This window comes from Wolbachia endosymbiont of Dipetalonema caudispina (assembly GCF_013365495.1).
Lineage (GTDB): Bacteria > Pseudomonadota > Alphaproteobacteria > Rickettsiales > Anaplasmataceae > Wolbachia.
This window is the reverse complement of the sequence record NZ_CP046580.1, coordinates 284,908-305,267: the sequence shown is the minus strand read 5'-3', so window position 1 is coordinate 305,267 and position 20,360 is coordinate 284,908. Positions and strand designations below refer to the sequence as shown.

The following is a 20,360-nucleotide window of genomic DNA, read 5'->3' as shown; positions in this document are numbered from 1 at the left end:
AAACTATTCCTCCCATTCTAATACACCTTTACACCACTCATAAATAAAACCCACAGTAACAATTGCAAGAAATACCATCATAGAGCAAAACCCATAATAACTTATCTCAGATAAAGAAATAGCCCAAGGAAAAAGAAAAATAACTTCCAAATCAAATATTATAAATAATATTGAAACTAAATAAAATTTAATATCAAAAACTTTCCTTGCCCTCGATAAAGGATCAAAACCACATTCATATGTAGAAAGCTTTTCACTATCTGGCTTACTTATTGTAAAAAACATAGGTAATATACCTAAAGTAAAAGATACTACAACCGACAGACAAATAAAAACCACTATAGTTAAATATTCATTCATTATAGTAAAACATATAAAAAGCAATACTATAAGTTTACATGCTTCCCTAGTTTTTTACCACCTAAAATGTGTACATGAAAGTGTAATATAACTTGTTCTCCATTTTCGCCATAGTTAGTAACTAATCTGTATCCTTTTTTTTCTAAATCATATCTGTATATTAACTCTCTTACTCTTTTAAAAAAACTTACTATCTCCTTCGCAGAAGCTTTTAAAATAAAGTCATCATATGAAATATATTGATTTTTTGGTATTACCAAAATATGAACTGGTGCATCAGGATATTTATCATGAAATGCCAACACATCTTTATCTTCATATACTTTCTTACAAGGTAACTCACCTCTTAATATTTTAGCAAAAACATTATTACTATCGTAATTTTGATCACTCATATTTAAGAACGGCTTTTTCCTCCTCTTTCTTTATTAAATATAAAAGACGATTTTACTACTTTACTAGAAGAAACACCTTCAAGACTTGAAAAACTATTTCTCATTTTAAATTCTTTTACTTGTTTTTCAACATTTTGAGGTAATTCTATAGAAGATAAAACTTTTTTATTCCTATAAGGAAAATTGTTAGGATTAGTAATATTAAAATCTCTACTTGTGATATCTTCTGATGACTCTTCTAGCAACTTACCTACAGAATGATTTATAGATGATTCTGATATACATCTACTACCTTCCTGGAATAATGCCTCCTCAATACCATGTAACAATTTCCTATCTGTGTGAGTTATAAATTCCCCACAAGTTATTCTTGCCACAGCTTTAAGAATATAACCAGCTTCACTATAAATTTTTCTAACAACAACCTGTTTTATCTTCTCTGGACTCTTTTCTTCATACCTAGAATCACTTTTAACATTATTAATAATTTCCTCAATATTAACTGTAATTACAATTTTATTACTTTCTTTATTTATATTTATATTTAAATATTTACTATTTAACTTTTCTATTTCGTTTAACTGTTTTTCAGTTAAACAAAATAAATTTCCAGTCAAAGTTCTTGACGCAAGAAAGATTACTAATCCTTTTTCCCGTTTTATTATTTGTACACCAAGACTTTTGCTAGCCTTTGTGATTTTTATAGGAGCACTATATTTTTTTTCTTCTTTAGACACATTTATACCAACAGCTTCCTTCAATGAAACTTTAATATCATGTTGCATTTCACCTATTGAAGCACTTGTTTTTTTTATAGGATAAATAAACGCCTTAAACGGAAGGAGAGATATATTTTTTATAATTCTTACCCCATTTTTAGCTACTTTATGTATTCTACCCCAAATTGATTCCTCCATATTATATACACCTAAAGTACCTTACTATAAATAAAATAGTGTAACACATTTTATTTATAGATAAAAATATTTAAATCTCTATATTTTAGAGAATAAAGAAAATCAGAAAAATTGCAATTTTTATTCAAACTTTAAACAGGCAAAAATATATAATACTTTATTTTTTTATTATTTAGATCCACTCAATATAAAATTATGTTTAAATGGAATATAAGTAATATCATTAACGCTACTAATGGAAAAAAAGAGGGCAATTGTAACCGGATATATAGTTCAAATATTTCAATAGATACAAGAAGCATAAAAAAAGGTGATATATTTATTGCTCTCAAGGGAAAAAATTTTGATGGACATGATTTTCTACACGAAGCCTTTTCAAAAGGAGCAACACTTGCAATAGTAAACAGGAATAAATACAGGAGCTTTCCTTTAATTCTTGTACAAGATACCTCTAAAGCTTTGTGTGACATAGCATCATATTACATCAAAAATGTCCTTACTAAGACTAAAGTCATTGCAATTACAGGTAGCATTGGGAAAACCACTACAAAAGACATGCTATACACTGTCTTATCACAATATGGAGTTTCTCATGCAAATGAAGGTAACCTAAATAATAATGTAGGATTACCTTTAACAGTTCTAAAAGCTCCAGAAAATTGTCAGTATTTAATTCTTGAGATGGGAATGAATAAAGTTGATGAAATAAAAGAATTATCAAAGATTAGTAATCCTGACATTGCAATCATCACTAATATAGAACCTAATCATATCGAGAATTTTTCGTCAATATTTGATATTGCACAAGCAAAATTAGAAATTTTATATGGCATGAAAACTAAAAGCACTTTAATTTTAAACAAAGATAATAAATATTATGATTATCTCTCATCATACAGTAATAAAAATATCGTCAGCTTTGGTAAGGACAAAAATGCTACAGTTTGCTTATTGGACATAACAAGAATTAATAAATCTCTTGTTATTCCAGCACACAAACACTGGAATGCAAGAAATATAATTACAAATGAAAGTATCACAAAATCACATCATAAATTAATATCGTACAGTAAAAAACAAACTACTTATGAACTAAGCTTAACAATCACACTAAACAATAACCAAATTATAAAGTGTAATTTATGTTCTAGGGGTGAACATTTTGCATATTCTGTATTAGCGGTCACAGCAGTTATTCGAAGTCTAGGACTTAATTTATCAAAATTACCACTTGCACTTAAAAAATTTAATATAACCAAAGGTAGAGGTAGTTTTCATAAAGCCAAATATAACAAAAAAAATATATACATAATCGATGATTCCTATAATGCAAGTCCCACTTCAATGAAGTCTGCAATACAAACTTTAGGCACATATTCTAATCAAAGGAAAGTAGCACTGCTTGGTGATATGCTAGAACTAGGAAATAAAAGTGTAATATTTCATAAAAAATTACTTAACCATATTAAAGAATATAGTATTGATAAAGTGTACACAGTAGGTAAATTTATGCTAGAATTGAATAAACTTTTACCAAACAATATAAGAGGTACACATTTTAACAATTCTAATCACTTAAAAAGTAATTTAGCTAATATTATTCAAAACAACGATATAATTTTAATTAAAGGCTCACAAGGAGTAAAAATGAATCTCGTAATACAGGAATTTGAAATAGAAGACTAAATTAATTATTATTTTAATTTAAGATTAAACTAATAAAAATTTTCTTATGGTAAAACATAAGTTACTTTCTAATCAAGAGTTTGTAGAAATAAATATATCATAAAATACTTATAATAGTTCTTATTTAATAAGAATATTTATTCATAATCAAGCAAAAAATCCCTTTCCTTAAAGGATATAAAAATTTAGCTAAAATTCACAAACTTTAACACACATTAAACTTCATTTATCGTAATCGAAAATAAAATAACTAAATTTTAACCAAAATATATCACTTACTTAAGCAAATTGACTGACATATAATCACTTTAGTAAATAAAATAAAAAAGCCTTATAGCCATGCTTTTAACTAAAGCAAAACCCTAAAAGCTCATTAAGTTTTACTCTAAATATTGTATATAGAAAATACATCAATTAATCATATAGCTTTAATCTCATATAAAACTAATAAGCTCTTTTCTTGGTAAAGAGAACCATTTTTTTTTATAAAACCTATATGTCAATACCCAATTATATACTCACCTTGAGCTCAGTCCAGATTATAAGGTTAAACAACCCAATCAAAATTAATTCTACCTTGAATAACAAAACTCATTTATTATTAATTCAACATAATTAAAATACTTGAGAAAAATATTGATAAAAGTGCGTCCAGTAGGATTTGAACCTACGACCCACAGCTTAGAAGGCTGTTGCTCTATCCAACTGAGCTACGGACGCATACATTATTATATAAGCGTTTCTGGAAACATACAAAGTCAAGATGTTTCATGCAAGCATAACATTTAATAAATGGTTAAAAAAAATTCATTACTAGAAAATATCACATCAATCTGCTCAAAATTCATAATTAAGTATTAGTGACAAAATTTTTTTAATAAGTTATTTTTACTTTATTAGCAAACGAAAATAATATGAGTATCAAAATTGCACCTTCTATACTTTCAGCAAATTTTGCAAAATTAGGAAAAGAAATAAAAAGAATCAACAACTTAGGTATAGATTATATCCACATAGACGTCATGGATGGAAATTTTGTTCCGAGTATTACAATAGGTTCAGGCGTCATTTCTGCAATACGTAAATATACCAACCTTCCCTTTGATGTACATTTAATGATAAAATCACCTAGTAAACATATTGAAAGCTTTATCAAAGCTGGTGCCGATATTATCACTGTACATGCAGAAGCAGAGGTTTATCTGAAAAAATTAATAAGAAAAATAAAGTCATATAAAAACATAAACAATACAAAAAAGACAGTTCAAGCTGGAGTTTCAATTATTCCTTCCACTTCCCCTAAAATACTCGAAGATATAATACATGAAATAGAAATTGTACTAATTATGACAGTAAATCCTGGGTTCAGCGGGCAAGAGTTCATTTATTCACAACTAAACAAAATAACCCTTGTGAAAAAAATGATACAAGAGCGTAATCTTAAAACACAAATTGCAGTAGACGGCGGAGTAACTCTTCTAAATGCAGCTGATATAGTAAAAGCAGGCGCAGATATCTTGGTTACTGGATCAGCAATATTTAGAGCTAGAGACATAAAAAAAGCTGTAAACAACTTTAAAAATCTGTTTTAATTACCTAAATTTTTATCTAATATAAAAAAATTAATTACCAATATCATATTTAATATCAGATAACGAATAAAAAAATAAGTAAAAACTTAATTTTTAATAAAAGCCAGGTGAAGAATCATCATTACCAAATTGTGGCCTATTTCTATTACCAAAGCTAGAACGAGAGCGAATGGAGCGTTTACGGTATCCACCACCAGCTTTTTTATTAAATGAACTATTATTATAATAACCTCTATCGTTTGAACCATCCTTCTTATTCTCGTTATACAATTCCCCTTCAAAAAATTCGCCTGTTTCTTGATTAACACGACGCCTTGATAATTTTGGACATCCACCTTTCTCAAAATCAATCACTAACGCTCTAAAAATATCACCATATTTAAGTATATCCCCAATAGATTCTATATGTTGATTTGCTACTTCACTTATATGCATCTTACCTTTCCTTCCATTAAAAAGTTCAAGCTCCACAATCGACTTATCTATTTTTGTAACCTTAACATCAACTATAGCACCCTGCTCTAGTTCTGTTATAGAATCAATTAACATATTTTTTGCTATTTCAGCTTCAACACTACTCATAGCAAATACAGAAACTTTGCCATCATCTCCTATTTCAACTTTTGCATTACTTCTCTCACATACATTGCGTATATTTTTTCCTTTAGTACCAATAGCTACAGAAATTTTATCTTTATCTATATAAAATGATGTCATTCTTGGTGCATGACTTTTTACATCATCACTATGCTTTGAAATTACCGCATTCATTTTTTCTAAGATATGTAATCTTCCAGCTTTTGCCTGTTCTAAAGATTTTTCAACAATTTCAAAACTTATACCAAAAATTTTCATATCCATTTGTAGTGCCGTGATTCCTTTACTAGTTCCAGCTACTTTAAAGTCCATATCACCAAGATAATCTTCATCACCTAATATATCAGAAAGCACTACATACTCGTTCCCATCTTTAATAAGACCCATAGCAATCCCAGCAACTGGAGCCCTTATTGGTACACCTGTATCCATTAAAGCAAGAGAAGTTCCACAAACTGTTGCCATAGAAGAAGAACCATCTGATTCCAAAATTTCAGATACTACTCTTATCGTATAAGGAAATTCAGATTTATCAGGTAAAACAGGATGAATTGCTTTCCAAGCAAGTTTACCATGACCGATTTCTCTTCTTCCTGGTGCACGTACAGCAAAAGTTTCTCCAACAGCAAACGAAGGAAAATTATAATGCAACATAAAATGCTCTCGTCTATCACCTTCAATATCATCCACAATTTGTTCATCCTGTGTAGTACCAAGAGCAGTAACAACAAGTGCCTGAGTGTTACCCCTTGTAAATAAGGCAGAACCATGAGTTTTAGACAAAATATTAACTTCAACTTCTATTTGACGTACTTCATCGTATCTACGACCATCTATTCTTACCCCTTTTTTTCTAATTATCTCACGTACTAAGGATCTTTCAAAACTTTTTAGTGCATGCATGATTAGCCTATCATCCTTTCCAGATTCCTCTTTTAAAGTACTTAATATATCATTTCTAAGCATTTCTAAAGTTTGAACTTGCTCTTGCTTTACTGTTTGTAAGTATGCTTTCTCAAAAGCTTCACTATACTTTCTAAGATCTTGCATCACATCTGATGTATTAATAGAGATGAAATTTTCACATTTGATATCAACTGCACCAGCAAACTCTTTTATAAATTTAATAACAGGTTGAAGATGTTCATGACCAAATTTCATTGCACTTAAAACATTTTCTTCAGAAAGCTCCTTTACTTCTGATTCAACCATTAAAATAGAACGTTCATCACCAGACAAAAATAAATCTAAATTACTTACTTTCATCTCTTGAGCAGATGGATTGAGTATATAGTTATTATTTTTATCATAACCAATCAAAGCTCCAGCTATGATAAAATGAAAAGGAACACCAGAAATTGCAAGAGCTGCAACAGTACCAATCAATGCCGGTACTTCAGGAGGATTAACAGTATCATAAGTTAATAAATTACATACTACACTAATCTCATCACGAAAACCTTCTGGGAATAGCGGCCTTATACTTCTGTCTATGATTCTTGAAATTAAGGTTTCTCTATCAGATGGTTTACCTTCTCTTTTTAAAAAGCCACCAGGAATCTTACCTACAGCATAACTTTTTGCAATGAATTGCACATTTAGAGGTAAAAAATCAACGTTTTCTTCTTTCTTTTTACGTACAATAGTCACTAAAATAGCAGTATCACCATAATTTACAACCACTGCACCATCAGCTTGACGTGCTATTTTTCCTGTTTCTAAAGACAAAATACGACTACCCCACTCTATAGATTTTTTTATAATCTTAAACATATTAAATCCCTTAAATTACTTTCTAATGCCCAACTTTTCTATTAACTCTTGATAAGCCTTACTACCAAACTTACGCTTAATATAACTCAAGTGCTTGCGTCTTCTACCTACCAATATAAGCAAACCACGCTTAGAGTGATAATCATGCTTATGCACTTTAAAATGCTCAGTTAGGTTATTAATCCTCTCTGTTAAAATTGCACATTGTACAAAAGAAGAACCTGTATCATTTTTCCTAGTTGAATATGTACTTATTAAATTCCTTTTTCTTTCAGACGTTATTGACATCTCAACCTCACTTCAAAGATTAAAAATAAAGACGAAAAGACTTCACATAACCATGGTAAAATCACAAACTACAACAAGTATATTACTATCACCTATTCTACAATATAATTTAAGGTATCATAATACTTTAACTTGCGCAAGTCATTAATAATAAAAAAAACTCCTGTCCTTCTTTAGATTTCACTTAGCTTCTTTTAAAGTAAAGAAGATAAATTTCAATTTTAAGCATTGACTCTAAGATAATTTTATAGAAAAATTTTTACCCCTTTGCCAGTTATCAATCATTACTGATTCAAACTCTCTAAAATTACCAGCATAGTTCCTCTTAAACTTCATAATTTACCAAATATAGTTTCAATATAATCCTACTTTAATCTCTTGTGATCAATCTATATATATACCACTACTACCACATAAATAAACCATAAAAAAAACAGCACCTATTATTTATAGTACCAAACAAAAATCAATCTAAGTTAACATACTTACACCTAGATACTAAGAGCTTTATATTTGTTTTTTTCACCTTCAATAACCTAATACCTTTGTTTCATTAATCTAAATTGAGAAAAGTCTGCTTTATCATTAATAATACAATAAAGTTCTTGATAGCAAAATTTATTTAACTATTCAGATCTTTAAATACACATTAAATTCATATAATTTTAAATTATCCCATAATAAATAGCTCTAAACTTAAAATAACTAAAAACAATTATTACCAAATTAGCACAAATAAAACTTGACTAACATACGTTACCAATATAAAATTAATTTTTATTAATTTTAATTGGAGAAAGTATTTATGACTACGAAATCAAGCATATGGAAATGGGAAAATACCGCACCTGTAATAAAAACAAGTATTGAAAGTACAGTCGTAGTTGCATCTTTAGCAGCAGCAATAACTACAATATTAGTTGCCACTAACGCAATTACTGGACCTACATTTCTAGTATCTGCCGCTAATCCTATTGGAATTGCAACTCTATTTGTTATTACCGCATATTTTACAGTAAAAGCTATTTCTTCGTATCAGCAAATGCATGCAATAGAAAAAGCTCAAAGTAAAACTGATAATGACTGTAAAGACACAAATTTTGCTACTCTTATTGATGATGTAGTAAAAAGCGGCAAAATTATTGAAAAAAAGGTTCAAGGAACAGATGGTAAAAGTATCCAGCAATTATTTTTGATACTCCCAATCAATGATTATAAAGCCCTAGTAGGAAATGATAAAAAAGCAGTGCATGTATTACTAGCAGGAAAAAAAGTCGAAGTTGAACTTGCACATACAGATCCTAAAGATAATGCTAGCGAATATAAAGCAAAAGTAACTAAGGTAGGTGGTAAAGATCAACTTGCTGACATGAAAACAGAACTAGGCATGAATAATGCTAGTTCACTAAAAGTCGCAGTAAGTAACCAAGATCTGAAAGCTTTAAAAGCTAATGTATCAGCCAAATTAGCAGATGTCGCAGTAGAAGAAGCTATAGAAAAAGCTAGAAAAGCAGTTTAATATTATGAAGTGAAGAGGCAAAATTTTGTCTCTTTACTTCTCATTTTAAAACAAAAAACTCACAATAACTAATCTAAATCTAACTACATTTTTTAATCAAAAATCTTTTACCTTTAATTTTTTAAAAAATACTATTTTACCCTTTAATATCATCTAAGCTCCAGACACAAAACTAATAAAATTATTAACCTACAAGAAAATAATTTAATAAACATAAAAAACAGCTGAGCATATATTAAATATAATATTCTTAATAACTGCCAAACTTTATTATCCACTCTTAATATAAAGATATATTATAAAAACGGATATTCATATATAAATTATCTCAAATATAAATCTTCAAATTTTTTTAAATAAAAAAGCAAAAGAAACTTAGCAATGAACTATTTATTCTTTAATACCTAAGCTCGCACTTCATACTATTTTAAACATTTTATAATTATATTATGCTATCAAGATAAAAATATAAATATAGTAAAATTATTAATATTCTACATTAGTATATAATGCTTATTATTTAACTACACAAACTTAAAATAACTCGAACAATCATTATGATCAATGATAAAGACTACACAATTTGTTAAGTAATTTTTTTTATTTTTTTAACCCAAATTACTTACACATACCTAAAGAATATTTTTTATAAATACTATACCAACAATCAGCTATTCTTTTTATATCTTGTGACTTAGTTTGTGGACCTATACTAATCCTAATTGAACATTTTGCTTGCTCTTTCGTCGCTCCCATTGCAAGTAATACATAAGAAGGCTCAATCTTTTTATTAGAAGAACATGCAGATCCACTACTCACTGCAATATTATTTAAATCAAAATACATGAGTTGTATGTCACTCTTAACTCCTGGCATACAAATGAAACTTGTGTTTGGCAGTCTTTTAGAGTTCTGACCAAAAATTTTTATACTATCACCAACAAAACTCAATAACTTACTCTCTAATTGATCACGTAGTTTCTTAATTTTATCCATTTTTAATAAAAGATCTGGAATATTTTGTAATGCAGCAGAAAGACCTACAATTGCAACAATATTTTCTGTACCACCACGCAATCCTTTTTCTTGCTCACCACCAACTATTATAGGTTCTATTATAAGGTTTTTATTAAATACTAAAACGCCACCACCTGCTATACCACCAAACTTATGAGCAGACAAAGTAAGCAAATCTACTCCTAAATCTTCCATATTAACTTTAATTTTCCCTACACTTTGAGCAGCATCAGTGTGACAAATTACCCCAAATTTATGCGCTATTTCAGCTATTTTTTTAATAGGTTGCACAACCCCAGTCTCATTATTAGCCATCATAACTGACACTATTACTTTATTTCCCTTAAGTTTACTTAAGATCTTTTCTAATTCTAGAAGATCAACTATACCTTCTTGGTCAACAGGTATTATATGTGGATTATATACAGAATTAAGAATCGAAGGATGCTCTATAGCTGAAACTACATACTGAAAGCCTCTCATTCCCCTCATAACAATATTATTTGCTTCAGTTGCACCAGATGTAAAAACTACTTCCTTATCACTTGAAACATTAATAATATTATATACAACATCCCTTGCATCCTGAAGAATTTTTCTTATTTCCTGTCCTTTTCTATGTAATGATGAAGGATTTAAAATTCGTTTCGATAAAACTTCGAGTATACTTCTCCTCACACTATTACTAACTAAAGAAGTTGCATTATAATCAGCATATATATAATTACTTTTTTTTAAAAAAAATGAACTTGAAAATCTATCCTCCATTCCTTATAAAAACTCCTCTCCTATCATTAAATATATAAAATATATATTTACTTTAACATAACAAAAGCTTATTGCAAAAACAGAAGATTAATATATAATTTAAATATCTATTAAATTAACCTTTAAACTAGGAGCAAAAGTGGTAGAAGTTTTTTTAAACAATGCAGCAAAAAAAATAGAAGGTGAATACTACCAGAGCAAAAGTATTAATGCACCAGTTGTATTAATTCTACATCATCATCCCCAATATGGAGGTAATATGGATAGTAAAATAATACATGGTATATACACATCTTTTATTGACAATAACTTTTCTGCATTAAAAATTAACTTTAGTGGCGTAGGAAAATCTACTGGAACTTTTGATAAAGGTATAGGAGAATTAACTGATGCAGCAATAGCAATTGATTGGCTTCAAGAACACAATCCTAGCAACGTTCCAATCTGGGTTGCTGGATTTTCTTTTGGAGCATGGGTTGCTATGCAATTAACAATGCGTAGACCTGAAATAGTAGGTTTTATTGCTCTTTCTCTCCCAGCAACTAAGTATGATTTTTCCTTTCTTTCTCCTTGTCCAGTTCCTGGACTCATAGTACAAAGCAGTAATGATACAATCTCAGAAGAAAGTGATATAACAGAATTAACAAAAAGGTTGATGAGCTCAGTAAAAAGTGATCATATGGAATATCATATAATAGATAATACCAACCATTTCCTAAGAAATAAAGAAGAAGAAGTAGTTCAAATCATAGACGAATATATAAAACTACGCTTAAATAACACAGCTATTTCTCTACAAAAAGTAAAAAAAGAAATAAAAATAAAAGAGTATGCCTAATCTCTACAACAAAAAAATAAGTATAATAATATAAGTAGGAGGTTTGTTTGTGTTTAAGAAACTATTATTCTTAATTTTAGCTATATTTATGTTATCAGGATGTTTTTTAAATAAATCACATAAGTTAAAAAGTCCATGTATAAAAAGCAATAAAAGTACTTTATGTGAATTATACCCTGTTAATGACCGTTGGCTAAGTAAGTACAAGATTAAATAGATTATAGTTTCATACTTCATACTCTTATACTTTTTTTTTTTACAACCTTACCAAAGATCCATTCTTTAGCTGTAAAACACAATCTGCCTTTCCTGCAAGGAAATAGTTATGTGTAACTATAACCATAGAACTATTATTTTCCTTGACATAAGAACGTAATAATAAAAACACATTTAAAGAATTTATTGGATCTAAGTTCCCTGTCGGTTCATCTGCAAGTAAAAGTTTTGGAGAATTCACAATGCTTCTCGCAATTGCAATTCTTTGTCTTTCGCCACCAGAAATTTCAGATATCATACTACCTGCCTTATTTTCTAAGCTAAATTTTTCCAGAATTGCCTTTGCACTTTCTATCGCCTTAGATTTACTTTTACCTTGAATAAGCTGAGGAAGCATAATATTTTCTAACACCGATAACTCCTGCAATAAATAATGAAATTGATAAATAAAACTAAGAAAATTCTTTCTTATATGAGTTCTATATTTACTGCTAGTTCGTGTACAATCTACCCCATCCACTATTACTACACCTGAAGTTGGTTTATCTACTAAACCTGCAATTTGTAATATAGTTGTTTTTCCTGACCCAGAACTACCAACTAACGCAACCACTTGCCCTCTTACAACCCTTAAGCTAACATTTTCTATGATAACAAAATTCTTCTTAAAACTTTTACTTATAGAAACTAATTCTAATGTTACACTATTACTCATCTTTAAAGGCTTATCAGTTACTTAAATTTCGTACTAAATTTTGAGGACAGGGAAAAAACTCTCACTAAACTGAGAAACTACTACCACAGCCACATTGAGACTTGGCAAGAGAGTTACTTACTTGAAAACCAGAACCACTTAAATCTTCAGTATAATCTATAACTGAGTTACCTAAAAACTTCGCCGAGTAACTATCAATCATTAATATAGGTTGTCCATTCTCATCATTAACTACTATATCTTCATTTTTATTTTTTTTACTTAAATCAAAACCACTTTTATAATCTTTAATTTCCTCATTATTATCATTGAATTCACCACTATAATTATCATCTTCATCATCTGATGATAAATCTTTATTGATTTGATCCATAAGGAAACTATACTTAAAACCAGAACACCCACCACCTAAAATTGCGATTCGCAAAATAGAACCCTTATCTCCCTCTTGCTCTATAAGAGAGCGAATTTTCCTTAACGCACTATTAGTTAAGTTAATATTGTAATCTATTGACATGATAACCACCATTCATTATCAATAATTTATAATAGTAAAAATTTTACATGTCAAATAATAATTTTTTGTTAAATTATGCATGTTTTCCACATAAAACAAGGGGAAGGTATTTTAAAGAATCAGAAGATGAAAATCGTAGCTGTTTTCAACGTGACAGGGATCGCATTATACACTCCAATGCACTTAGAAAATTAGGATACAAAACACAAGTTTTTATCAATTATGAGAACGATTATCATCGCACACGACTCACTCATAGCCTTGAAGTTGCACAAATTGCAAGATCTATTGCACGTAGGCTTGGTTTAAATGAAGATATTACTGAATGCATAGCACTTGCACATGACCTAGGTCACCCTCCATTTGGTCACACAGGAGAAAACGCTCTAAGGAAATCAATTCAAAACTTAAATATTGATAATGAAAGATATCAATTTGATCATAACGTTCAAGCTATAAGAATTTTGACTTATCTTGAACAAAAACATGCTGATTTTAATGGTATGAACTTAAGTTGGGAAGTAATCGAAGGAGTTGCAAAGCATAATGGACCTCTACTCGGTAAGAATGCAGCACTTCATACAAATAATCAGCTATTATTAGAATATAATAAAAAATATGACCTAAAACTTGAAAAATTTTCAAGCATTGAAGCACAAGTCGCCTCAATTGCTGACGACATCGCATATAGTGTTCATGATCTTGATGATGCATTGAGAGGTAATTTAGTAACTATAGAAGATTTACTCAATATTCCTTTAATTGGAGAAATATTCAAAGATACAAAAAGCAAATATTCAAAATTATCTCAGAACAAGCTAACACATGAATCACTTAGCAGAGCTATAGGAATTATGATAAGTGATGTTGTTTTTCAAACCAAAAAAAATATTAAAGGTTATAAAATAGAAAGTGTAGAAGATGTAAGAAGTTTAAACAAAATGCTAGTTATATTTTCACCAGAAGTTGCAAATGCTACAAAAGAAATAAAAAAATTCAACACAGAAAAAATATACAAAAGCTATAAACTCAACAGAACAATGAATAAAGCAAAACGTATAATACAGGAGCTTTTTCAATGCTTTTATGAAAACCCTAAACTATTACCCATAGAATGGAATAGACTCACCTATGAATTTGAGCGTTCTATAGTAATATGTGATTACATCTCTGGTATGACAGATAGATTTGCCATACACGAGCATAAAAAAATCTTTGACACTTCACATGAAATGACTCCTTTCTAATGACAGATGATTATTTTATGTCAATAGCACTAAAGCTTGCTGAAAAAACTCTTGGAAGAGTTGCACCAAATCCAGCTGTTGGCTGTATCATAGTCAAAGATGATGTAGTAATTGGCAGAGGTTACACAGGAATTGGTGGACGCCCACACGCAGAAATAATTGCCTTAAAAAGTGCTAAAAATTTTACTCATGGTGCAACTATGTATGTCACTCTTGAGCCATGTTGCCATTTTGGGGTTACAGAACCTTGTACTGCAGAAATTATAAAATCTAAAATAAAAAGAGTAGTAATTGCAACAATTGACCCCGATAAAAGAGTTCTAGGCAGGGGCATTAAAACTTTAAAAGAAGCAGGAATTGAAGTTAAGCAAGGCATCATGCAAAAAAAAGCAGAAAAATTAAATATTGGCTTTTTTACCACTCAGAAATTACATAGACCATTTATAACTTGTAAAATTGCAATGACTCTAGACGGAAAAATTGCAACATTCACAGGTAATAGCAGATGGATAGTAAGCAAAGATACAAGAAATTGGGTACACACACTCAGAGCAAAACATGACGCAATTATGATTGGTAGCAATACCTTAATCAAGGATAATCCACTGTTAACTTGTAGATTACCAGGACTTGAAGGTAGATCACCAACCAGATTAATTATTGACAGTCAAGGAAAACTAAAAGAAGAGCATAATATTGCAAAAACTGCAGATAAAGTAATAACTTGGGTAATTACAAATAAGAAAGTAGAAAAAAAAATACATAATATTAATTATTTAATAGTTAATTCAAATAGCAAATCCCCCATTACCTCAAAATCACTCTCCTCAATTCCACTTTCCAGACACTGGAACTTAGAAAATTTAGTCTCAAACCAGTACACTAAACGTTTGCATAATAAACCCAAAACTTCAATTTTACATACTGAAATAACATCAGAACAAGAAATATCTAATGTTCTTGATAAGAAAATATGTCTAAAAGATATGGCATCAAAACTTGTGTCAAAAATTGGTATAACAAGGCTATTAGTTGAAGGTGGAAGGATACTCATTACAGAATTACTAAAGTGCAACTTAATAGATAGATTGATAATTTGCCGTAGTGGTAAAATTCTAGGTAATGATGCTATTCCTTTTATAGGAAATTTAGAGATTAAATTCATCAATAACTGTTACCAATTCAAAAAAGTAGAAATAATAGACTTTGATGAGGATATAATTGAGATTTGGGATAAATTGCTATAATTTACAATATTTTCTTAAGATATAAAAAAATCACCTTTATAATAGGTTAAATTATTTTCTTTATAAATTAATAACCACTAAACCTATCCAATATCACCTTAAATAATTTGAACATTACCACCAATAACCCAATTCACTAACTTTTACTTCTAATGACATATTAATTTTACTGTCTCTTTTTGCTTAAGTAATTTTAATAACTAAACCCTCTAGTCTTATTTAAATTCATCTTGAACTAGTTGTCTTTATCTCTTATCGACTTAGCACTTTTAGATGCTTAAACATCATTTATTTCTATTATTATACATTTACTTTATATTAATAAGCAACATAGTAAAGTACATAATAATAACAAAAAAACTATCCTTCATAATTAAGGTTGCAATTATATTAACAATACAAAATTTAAGCCAATAATTAATTTAGCAAAAATAACAATATTATTACTATCATTAGATATAAATAAATTATACTTAGATACTTATTTTACTATACTTATAGTATATTTTTTTTACTTACACATATTCTTTGAAATACCTATATAAAGAAAAATACTTTTTAACAATAACTATAATAAATATTAAATTTAGTCTAGCTTAGAATTAACATATATGACTAAATAATTTTCTTTTAAACACGATTTTTAGCTAAAACAGTAAAAATATCATTTTTATATGATAATCTTTAATAACTATAATTAAGCTATTTTTAATTTAACTAAAATCTTTAGTATAAACAAAGTTTAGTAAAGAAAGAGAGAAAAAAAGCTGAATACTATATCTATTCACCTATTTGCAAATCCTGTACTAGTATTCTATATAGTCTTCAGTTCTATATCTCATGACTAAAAAATTTAAAATACCGAACAGTTATTTAAAATACTACATTATCATAAAATTTGACATTTACCTTCGATAATTAGAATATTAGTAAAATAATAACTAATAAAAACATGTATAAGTATGATGTGGTGGTAATAGGTGGTGGCCACGCTGGATGTGAAGCAGCTACAGCTGCAGCTCGCCTTGGTGCATATACACTACTTATAACTCATAAAATTTCAACTATAGGAGAAATGTCTTGTAATCCAGCAATCGGTGGAATTGCAAAAGGTATTGTAGTAAGAGAGATTGATGCCCTTGATGGAATAATGGGAAGAGCAATTGATCAAGCAAGCATACACTCAGTTATTTTAAATGGTAGCAAAGGTGCTGCAGTGTGGGGACCACGTGCGCAAGCAGACCGAAAATTATACAAAAGAGCAATACAGGAAATGATTTTAAGTTATAATAATTTAACAGTAAAAGAAGAGTCAGTTGACGACTTTCTTATTGAAAAGAAGAACAATAATAAAGAGCTATATATCAAAGCTGTTGTAACGAGCTCAGGAGAGTCTATATTTACAAGTAAAGTCATTTTAACTACAGGAACTTTCCTACAAGGCATAATTCATATAGGTAAACAAACAATTTCTTCAGGAAGAATGGGAGATAAATCTGCAATAGAACTCACAAACACATTGAAAAAATATAATTTTAAATTAGGCAGGTTACGTACAGGAACCCCACCAAGACTTGATCGTAATACTATAAACTGTTCAACTCTACAAGAACAAATAGGTGATAACCCACCTACACCTTTTTCTTATCTTACACAAAAAACTAAGCAACCTCAAATTTCATGTTTCATCACTTATACTAATCAAAATACACATAAAATAATTCAAGAAAATCTTCATAGATCAGCTTCTTCATATTTGAATGATATCGTTGCACCAAGATATTGTCCATCAATCGAAACAAAAGTTAAAAAATTTGCAAAAAAAAATAGTCACCAAATATTTCTAGAACCAGAAGGACTTGATGATAATACTATATATCCAAACGGTATTTCAAATTCATTACCTATTGAAGTACAATACGAAATGATAAAAAGTATCAAAGGACTTGAAAACGCAAAGATATTAAGACCTGGATATACAGTCGAGTATAATTACATAGATCCACGAGAATTATTTCATACCCTTGAAACCAAAAAAATTAAAGGGCTATATTTTGCTGGCCAAATTAATGGAACAACTGGATATGAAGAAGCAGCAGGACAAGGAATTATTGCTGGAATTAACGCAGCACTTTCTGCAGGGGGAAAAAAAGAAAATTTTATTCTCCATCGTACAGACTCGTACATTGGTGTAATGATAGATGATCTCGTTACTAAAGGGGTAATAGAACCTTATAGACTATTCACTTCACGTTCAGAATACAGATTATCAATCAGATCAGACAATGCAGATAGAAGATTAACACAAAAAGGTTATGATATTTCCCTTATATCACACAAGAGATACTCTGTTTTACAAAGTAAACTTCAATTTATTAAGCAGCTCAAAAAAAGTCTAGAAAATTTGATAATTACTCCTGAGCAACTTAAGTTTTATGGTATCAAAATATCCTATGATGGAATAAAAAAAACAGCACTAGATTTACTTAGTTATCCCAATATTAACTGGGATAAATTACAAAAAGTATGGCCAGAGTTAAATAATATCATGTACTGGAATGATAATACAATAAATGATATAACCAAAAAAGAAATACATGAGGCAGTTGCAATTGAAGCAAAGTACAAACCATACCTAATAAGACAAGAGGCAGACATGAAATTTTTACAAGAAGAAATAAATACTAAAATTCCAATCGACCTAAATTATTCACAAATCCAAGGCCTATCAAATGAAATAATAGAAAAATTGCAGGCAATAAAACCAATAACAATTGGTCTTGCAAAAGAAATACAAGGTATCACTCCAGCAGCAATAGTTAATATATTGGTATATTTAAAAAATAAGAAAATGAAAGTAGCTAATCAACTTTAATGAGTCAGTCATATGTCAAAAATTAAAGAATTTCGTTTTTTCATGCGTAAAATAAATGTAGATGTATTTATGTTACATACTAAAGATGAATATCAAAATGAATATCCAAATGAACTAACTGAGTTATGTGGCTTTACAGGAACAAATGGCCTACTAATTATTACAAAAAACAATAAATGCCCATTTTTTACAGATGGACGTTATATCACACAAGTTTACAATCAGCTGGATCAAGACACTTTTGAGGTATATAACATACAAGAAAAAAAGCCACAAGAATGGATAAAAGCAAACTTAACATCAACTACTTCATTAGGTTACTATTTACAGCATTTTACTGTAAAAGAAATAAAAAAATATGAGAATATTTGTAAATTAGTACCTTATTTAATTCAAAAAGAAAGCAATTATAAAAAACAAATAATAGTTTCATACTCAACTCAGTACTCCGGTGAAAGTAGTAAGAATAAATGTGAAAAAATAACTAAAAGTATAACAAATCAAAAAATTGAAGCCATACTCCTAACTAATCCAAATTCAATCTCATGGTTATTAAATTTAAGAAATGAAAATGCTAAGTATACTCCATGTATACTAGGCTGTGCTATCTTATATAAGAATAACAATGTTGATTTATTTATTCAAGACAAAGAATACTCGACTATACAAAAAAATTTAGATAACCATATAAAGATTTTTGATATTAACAAATTAGAAAATTCACTAGATAAACTAAATTCAGTAATGATAGATCCAAACACAACTCCAATGAATATTATGACTATAATACAAAGCAAACAGGTAGTTGAAAAAGAAGATCCTTGTCTTATTCATAAAGCAGTGAAAAATCAAACTGAAATACTTGGCACTATAAATGCACACATTCGAGATGGAATAGCAGTAACAAATTTTCTATATTGGCTTGAAAACAATATTAATAAGCCACCCTCTATATATCTACATAACACCCAAGTAATAAACACTGATAATTTATCACTTAAACAATTATTATACAATAAATTCAATAAAATCACCGAACTTAATGCTGAAGAGAAACTTTTAGAATATAGAAAAAAGCAAGCCTTATTTAAACAACCAAGCTTTCCAACAATCTCTGCATTTAATGAAAATGGAGCAATAATTCATTACCGTTCAAGCAGCAAAACAAATAAAGTAATTCAGAAAAACGGACTATACCTAATTGATTCCGGTGGCCAATACCTTGACGGTACAACCGATGTTACAAGAACTATAGCAATTGGCAAGCCAACTAATGAGCAAATAACTCACTATACAATAGTATTAAAAGCTCATATTGCTATAGCAAACGCAGTTTTCCCTTCCAGCACTACTGGTGAAGAGCTAGATATATTAGCACGCATTAATCTATGGAAACTGGGAATAGACTATACACACAGCACAGGACATGGAGTAGGAAGCTATTTATCAGTGCATGAAGGACCACAATCAATATCAAAAGGAAATAAAATAAAGCTTATTCCAGGAATGATACTTTCTAACGAACCAGGTTATTACATTCCAGGAAGGTATGGAATAAGAATTGAAAATTTGATGTATGTTGACAAGAAAGAAAATGGTTTTTTAAACTTCAAACAATTAACTTCTATTCCATACGATAAAAAATTAATAAATACAGAAATGCTTACTAAAGATGAAATTAAGTGGGTAAATAATTACCATCAGTTTGTATATGAAAACCTAAAAAACAATATTAAAGATAAGAAATGGTTGAAAAAAATATGTGCCCTTTTATAAACTAAAAAAATATTTTC

At 29.1% G+C, this 20,360-nt stretch carries 16 protein-coding genes and 1 tRNA gene; 8 read left to right on the top strand and 9 right to left on the bottom strand.

The window, feature by feature from the left end; genetic code table 11:
* Positions 1-3 precede the first annotated feature (3 nt).
* Genes ndhC through GOY14_RS01130 form a run of 3 tightly spaced genes read right to left on the bottom strand, consistent with a single transcriptional unit; the run spans position 4 to position 1,672 of the window.
* Entirely contained in the window at positions 4-360 is a 357-nt protein-coding gene (gene ndhC, locus GOY14_RS01140; protein WP_175809468.1) for an NADH-quinone oxidoreductase subunit A, read from the bottom strand.
* Between the two features lie 26 nt (positions 361-386).
* Positions 387-755, bottom strand: a complete 369-nt coding sequence (locus GOY14_RS01135; RefSeq protein ID WP_175809466.1) for an HIT domain-containing protein — start codon at positions 753-755, stop codon at positions 387-389.
* A 2-nt stretch (positions 756-757) separates the two neighbouring features.
* Positions 758-1,672 carry a hypothetical protein gene (locus tag GOY14_RS01130; protein WP_175809465.1) on the bottom strand — a complete coding sequence of 305 codons (915 nt, stop codon included), beginning with the start codon at positions 1,670-1,672 and terminating at the stop codon, positions 758-760.
* Positions 1,673-1,867: 195 nt separating this feature from the next.
* Here GOY14_RS01130 and GOY14_RS01125 point away from each other — a divergent pair, with 195 nt between their 5' ends.
* The gene (locus tag GOY14_RS01125) at positions 1,868-3,358 is read left to right on the top strand and encodes a UDP-N-acetylmuramoyl-tripeptide--D-alanyl-D-alanine ligase (RefSeq protein WP_175809463.1); all 1,491 of its coding nucleotides are present in this window, start codon (positions 1,868-1,870) and stop codon (positions 3,356-3,358) included.
* Between the two features lie 646 nt (positions 3,359-4,004).
* On the opposite strand, the gene GOY14_RS01120 is transcribed toward GOY14_RS01125, so the two are convergent.
* Positions 4,005-4,078, bottom strand: a tRNA-Arg gene (locus GOY14_RS01120).
* 194 nt (positions 4,079-4,272) lie between these two features.
* On the opposite strand from GOY14_RS01120, the gene rpe reads away from it, so the two are divergent.
* Entirely contained in the window at positions 4,273-4,950 is a 678-nt protein-coding gene (gene rpe, locus GOY14_RS01115) for a ribulose-phosphate 3-epimerase (RefSeq protein ID WP_175809461.1), read from the top strand.
* Between the two features lie 93 nt (positions 4,951-5,043).
* Here the strand turns inward: rpe and pnp are convergent, their stop codons facing one another.
* Positions 5,044-7,320, bottom strand: coding sequence for a polyribonucleotide nucleotidyltransferase (gene pnp / locus GOY14_RS01110; RefSeq protein ID WP_175809459.1), 2,277 nt, complete (start codon positions 7,318-7,320; stop codon positions 5,044-5,046).
* Positions 7,321-7,335: 15 nt separating this feature from the next.
* On the bottom strand, positions 7,336-7,608 hold the full coding sequence (gene rpsO, locus GOY14_RS01105) for a 30S ribosomal protein S15 (protein ID WP_175809457.1): 273 nt from the start codon (positions 7,606-7,608) through the stop codon (positions 7,336-7,338).
* Between the two features lie 805 nt (positions 7,609-8,413).
* On the opposite strand from rpsO, the gene GOY14_RS01100 reads away from it, so the two are divergent.
* The gene (locus GOY14_RS01100; RefSeq protein WP_175809455.1) at positions 8,414-9,127 is read left to right on the top strand and encodes a hypothetical protein; all 714 of its coding nucleotides are present in this window, start codon (positions 8,414-8,416) and stop codon (positions 9,125-9,127) included.
* Between the two features lie 618 nt (positions 9,128-9,745).
* On the opposite strand, the gene GOY14_RS01095 is transcribed toward GOY14_RS01100, so the two are convergent.
* Positions 9,746-10,912, bottom strand: a complete 1,167-nt coding sequence (locus tag GOY14_RS01095) for a cysteine desulfurase family protein (protein ID WP_175809453.1) — start codon at positions 10,910-10,912, stop codon at positions 9,746-9,748.
* A gap of 139 nt (positions 10,913-11,051) precedes the next feature.
* On the opposite strand from GOY14_RS01095, the gene GOY14_RS01090 reads away from it, so the two are divergent.
* Positions 11,052-11,750 (top strand): alpha/beta hydrolase, encoded by a 699-nt coding sequence (locus tag GOY14_RS01090; protein ID WP_175809451.1) that lies wholly within the window; start codon positions 11,052-11,054, stop codon positions 11,748-11,750.
* Positions 11,751-12,006: 256 nt separating this feature from the next.
* Here GOY14_RS01090 and GOY14_RS01085 read toward each other — a convergent pair whose 3' ends face one another.
* Together GOY14_RS01085 and GOY14_RS01080 are read right to left on the bottom strand one after the other, a co-directional pair.
* Entirely contained in the window at positions 12,007-12,681 is a 675-nt protein-coding gene (locus GOY14_RS01085) for an ABC transporter ATP-binding protein (RefSeq protein ID WP_175809450.1), read from the bottom strand.
* A gap of 64 nt (positions 12,682-12,745) precedes the next feature.
* Entirely contained in the window at positions 12,746-13,198 is a 453-nt protein-coding gene (locus GOY14_RS01080) for a HesB/IscA family protein (protein WP_175809448.1), read from the bottom strand.
* Positions 13,199-13,245: 47 nt separating this feature from the next.
* On the opposite strand from GOY14_RS01080, the gene GOY14_RS01075 reads away from it, so the two are divergent.
* The 4 genes from GOY14_RS01075 to GOY14_RS01060 all read left to right on the top strand — a co-directional run bounded on the left by GOY14_RS01075 (position 13,246) and on the right by GOY14_RS01060 (position 20,343).
* Positions 13,246-14,445, top strand: a complete 1,200-nt coding sequence (locus GOY14_RS01075) for a deoxyguanosinetriphosphate triphosphohydrolase (RefSeq protein WP_175809446.1) — start codon at positions 13,246-13,248, stop codon at positions 14,443-14,445.
* Positions 14,445-15,692, top strand: a complete 1,248-nt coding sequence (gene ribD, locus GOY14_RS01070; RefSeq protein ID WP_175809444.1) for a bifunctional diaminohydroxyphosphoribosylaminopyrimidine deaminase/5-amino-6-(5-phosphoribosylamino)uracil reductase RibD — start codon at positions 14,445-14,447, stop codon at positions 15,690-15,692. Before GOY14_RS01075 ends, ribD begins: the two co-directional genes overlap by 1 nt.
* A 952-nt stretch (positions 15,693-16,644) precedes the next feature.
* Positions 16,645-18,567: a tRNA uridine-5-carboxymethylaminomethyl(34) synthesis enzyme MnmG gene (gene mnmG / locus GOY14_RS01065; protein ID WP_175809442.1), complete on the top strand. Its 1,923-nt coding sequence runs from the start codon at positions 16,645-16,647 to the stop codon at positions 18,565-18,567.
* Positions 18,568-18,579: 12 nt separating this feature from the next.
* Positions 18,580-20,343, top strand: a complete 1,764-nt coding sequence (locus GOY14_RS01060; RefSeq protein ID WP_175809441.1) for an aminopeptidase P family protein — start codon at positions 18,580-18,582, stop codon at positions 20,341-20,343.
* Positions 20,344-20,360: the final 17 nt, after the last annotated feature.

Coding starts and splice junctions, on each gene's coding strand:
- ndhC (WP_175809468.1), bottom strand. CDS start 360: ATGAATGAATATTTAACTATAGTGGTTTTTATTTGTCTGTCGGTTGTA.
- GOY14_RS01135 (WP_175809466.1), bottom strand. CDS start 755: ATGAGTGATCAAAATTACGATAGTAATAATGTTTTTGCTAAAATATTA.
- GOY14_RS01130 (WP_175809465.1), bottom strand. CDS start 1,672: ATGGAGGAATCAATTTGGGGTAGAATACATAAAGTAGCTAAAAATGGG.
- GOY14_RS01125 (WP_175809463.1), top strand. CDS start 1,868: ATGTTTAAATGGAATATAAGTAATATCATTAACGCTACTAATGGAAAA.
- rpe (WP_175809461.1), top strand. CDS start 4,273: ATGAGTATCAAAATTGCACCTTCTATACTTTCAGCAAATTTTGCAAAA.
- pnp (WP_175809459.1), bottom strand. CDS start 7,320: ATGTTTAAGATTATAAAAAAATCTATAGAGTGGGGTAGTCGTATTTTG.
- rpsO (WP_175809457.1), bottom strand. CDS start 7,608: ATGTCAATAACGTCTGAAAGAAAAAGGAATTTAATAAGTACATATTCA.
- GOY14_RS01100 (WP_175809455.1), top strand. CDS start 8,414: ATGACTACGAAATCAAGCATATGGAAATGGGAAAATACCGCACCTGTA.
- GOY14_RS01095 (WP_175809453.1), bottom strand. CDS start 10,912: ATGGAGGATAGATTTTCAAGTTCATTTTTTTTAAAAAAAAGTAATTAT.
- GOY14_RS01085 (WP_175809450.1), bottom strand. CDS start 12,681: ATGAGTAATAGTGTAACATTAGAATTAGTTTCTATAAGTAAAAGTTTT.
- GOY14_RS01080 (WP_175809448.1), bottom strand. CDS start 13,198: ATGTCAATAGATTACAATATTAACTTAACTAATAGTGCGTTAAGGAAA.
- GOY14_RS01075 (WP_175809446.1), top strand. CDS start 13,246: ATGTCAAATAATAATTTTTTGTTAAATTATGCATGTTTTCCACATAAA.
- ribD (WP_175809444.1), top strand. CDS start 14,445: ATGACAGATGATTATTTTATGTCAATAGCACTAAAGCTTGCTGAAAAA.
- mnmG (WP_175809442.1), top strand. CDS start 16,645: ATGTATAAGTATGATGTGGTGGTAATAGGTGGTGGCCACGCTGGATGT.
- GOY14_RS01060 (WP_175809441.1), top strand. CDS start 18,580: ATGTCAAAAATTAAAGAATTTCGTTTTTTCATGCGTAAAATAAATGTA.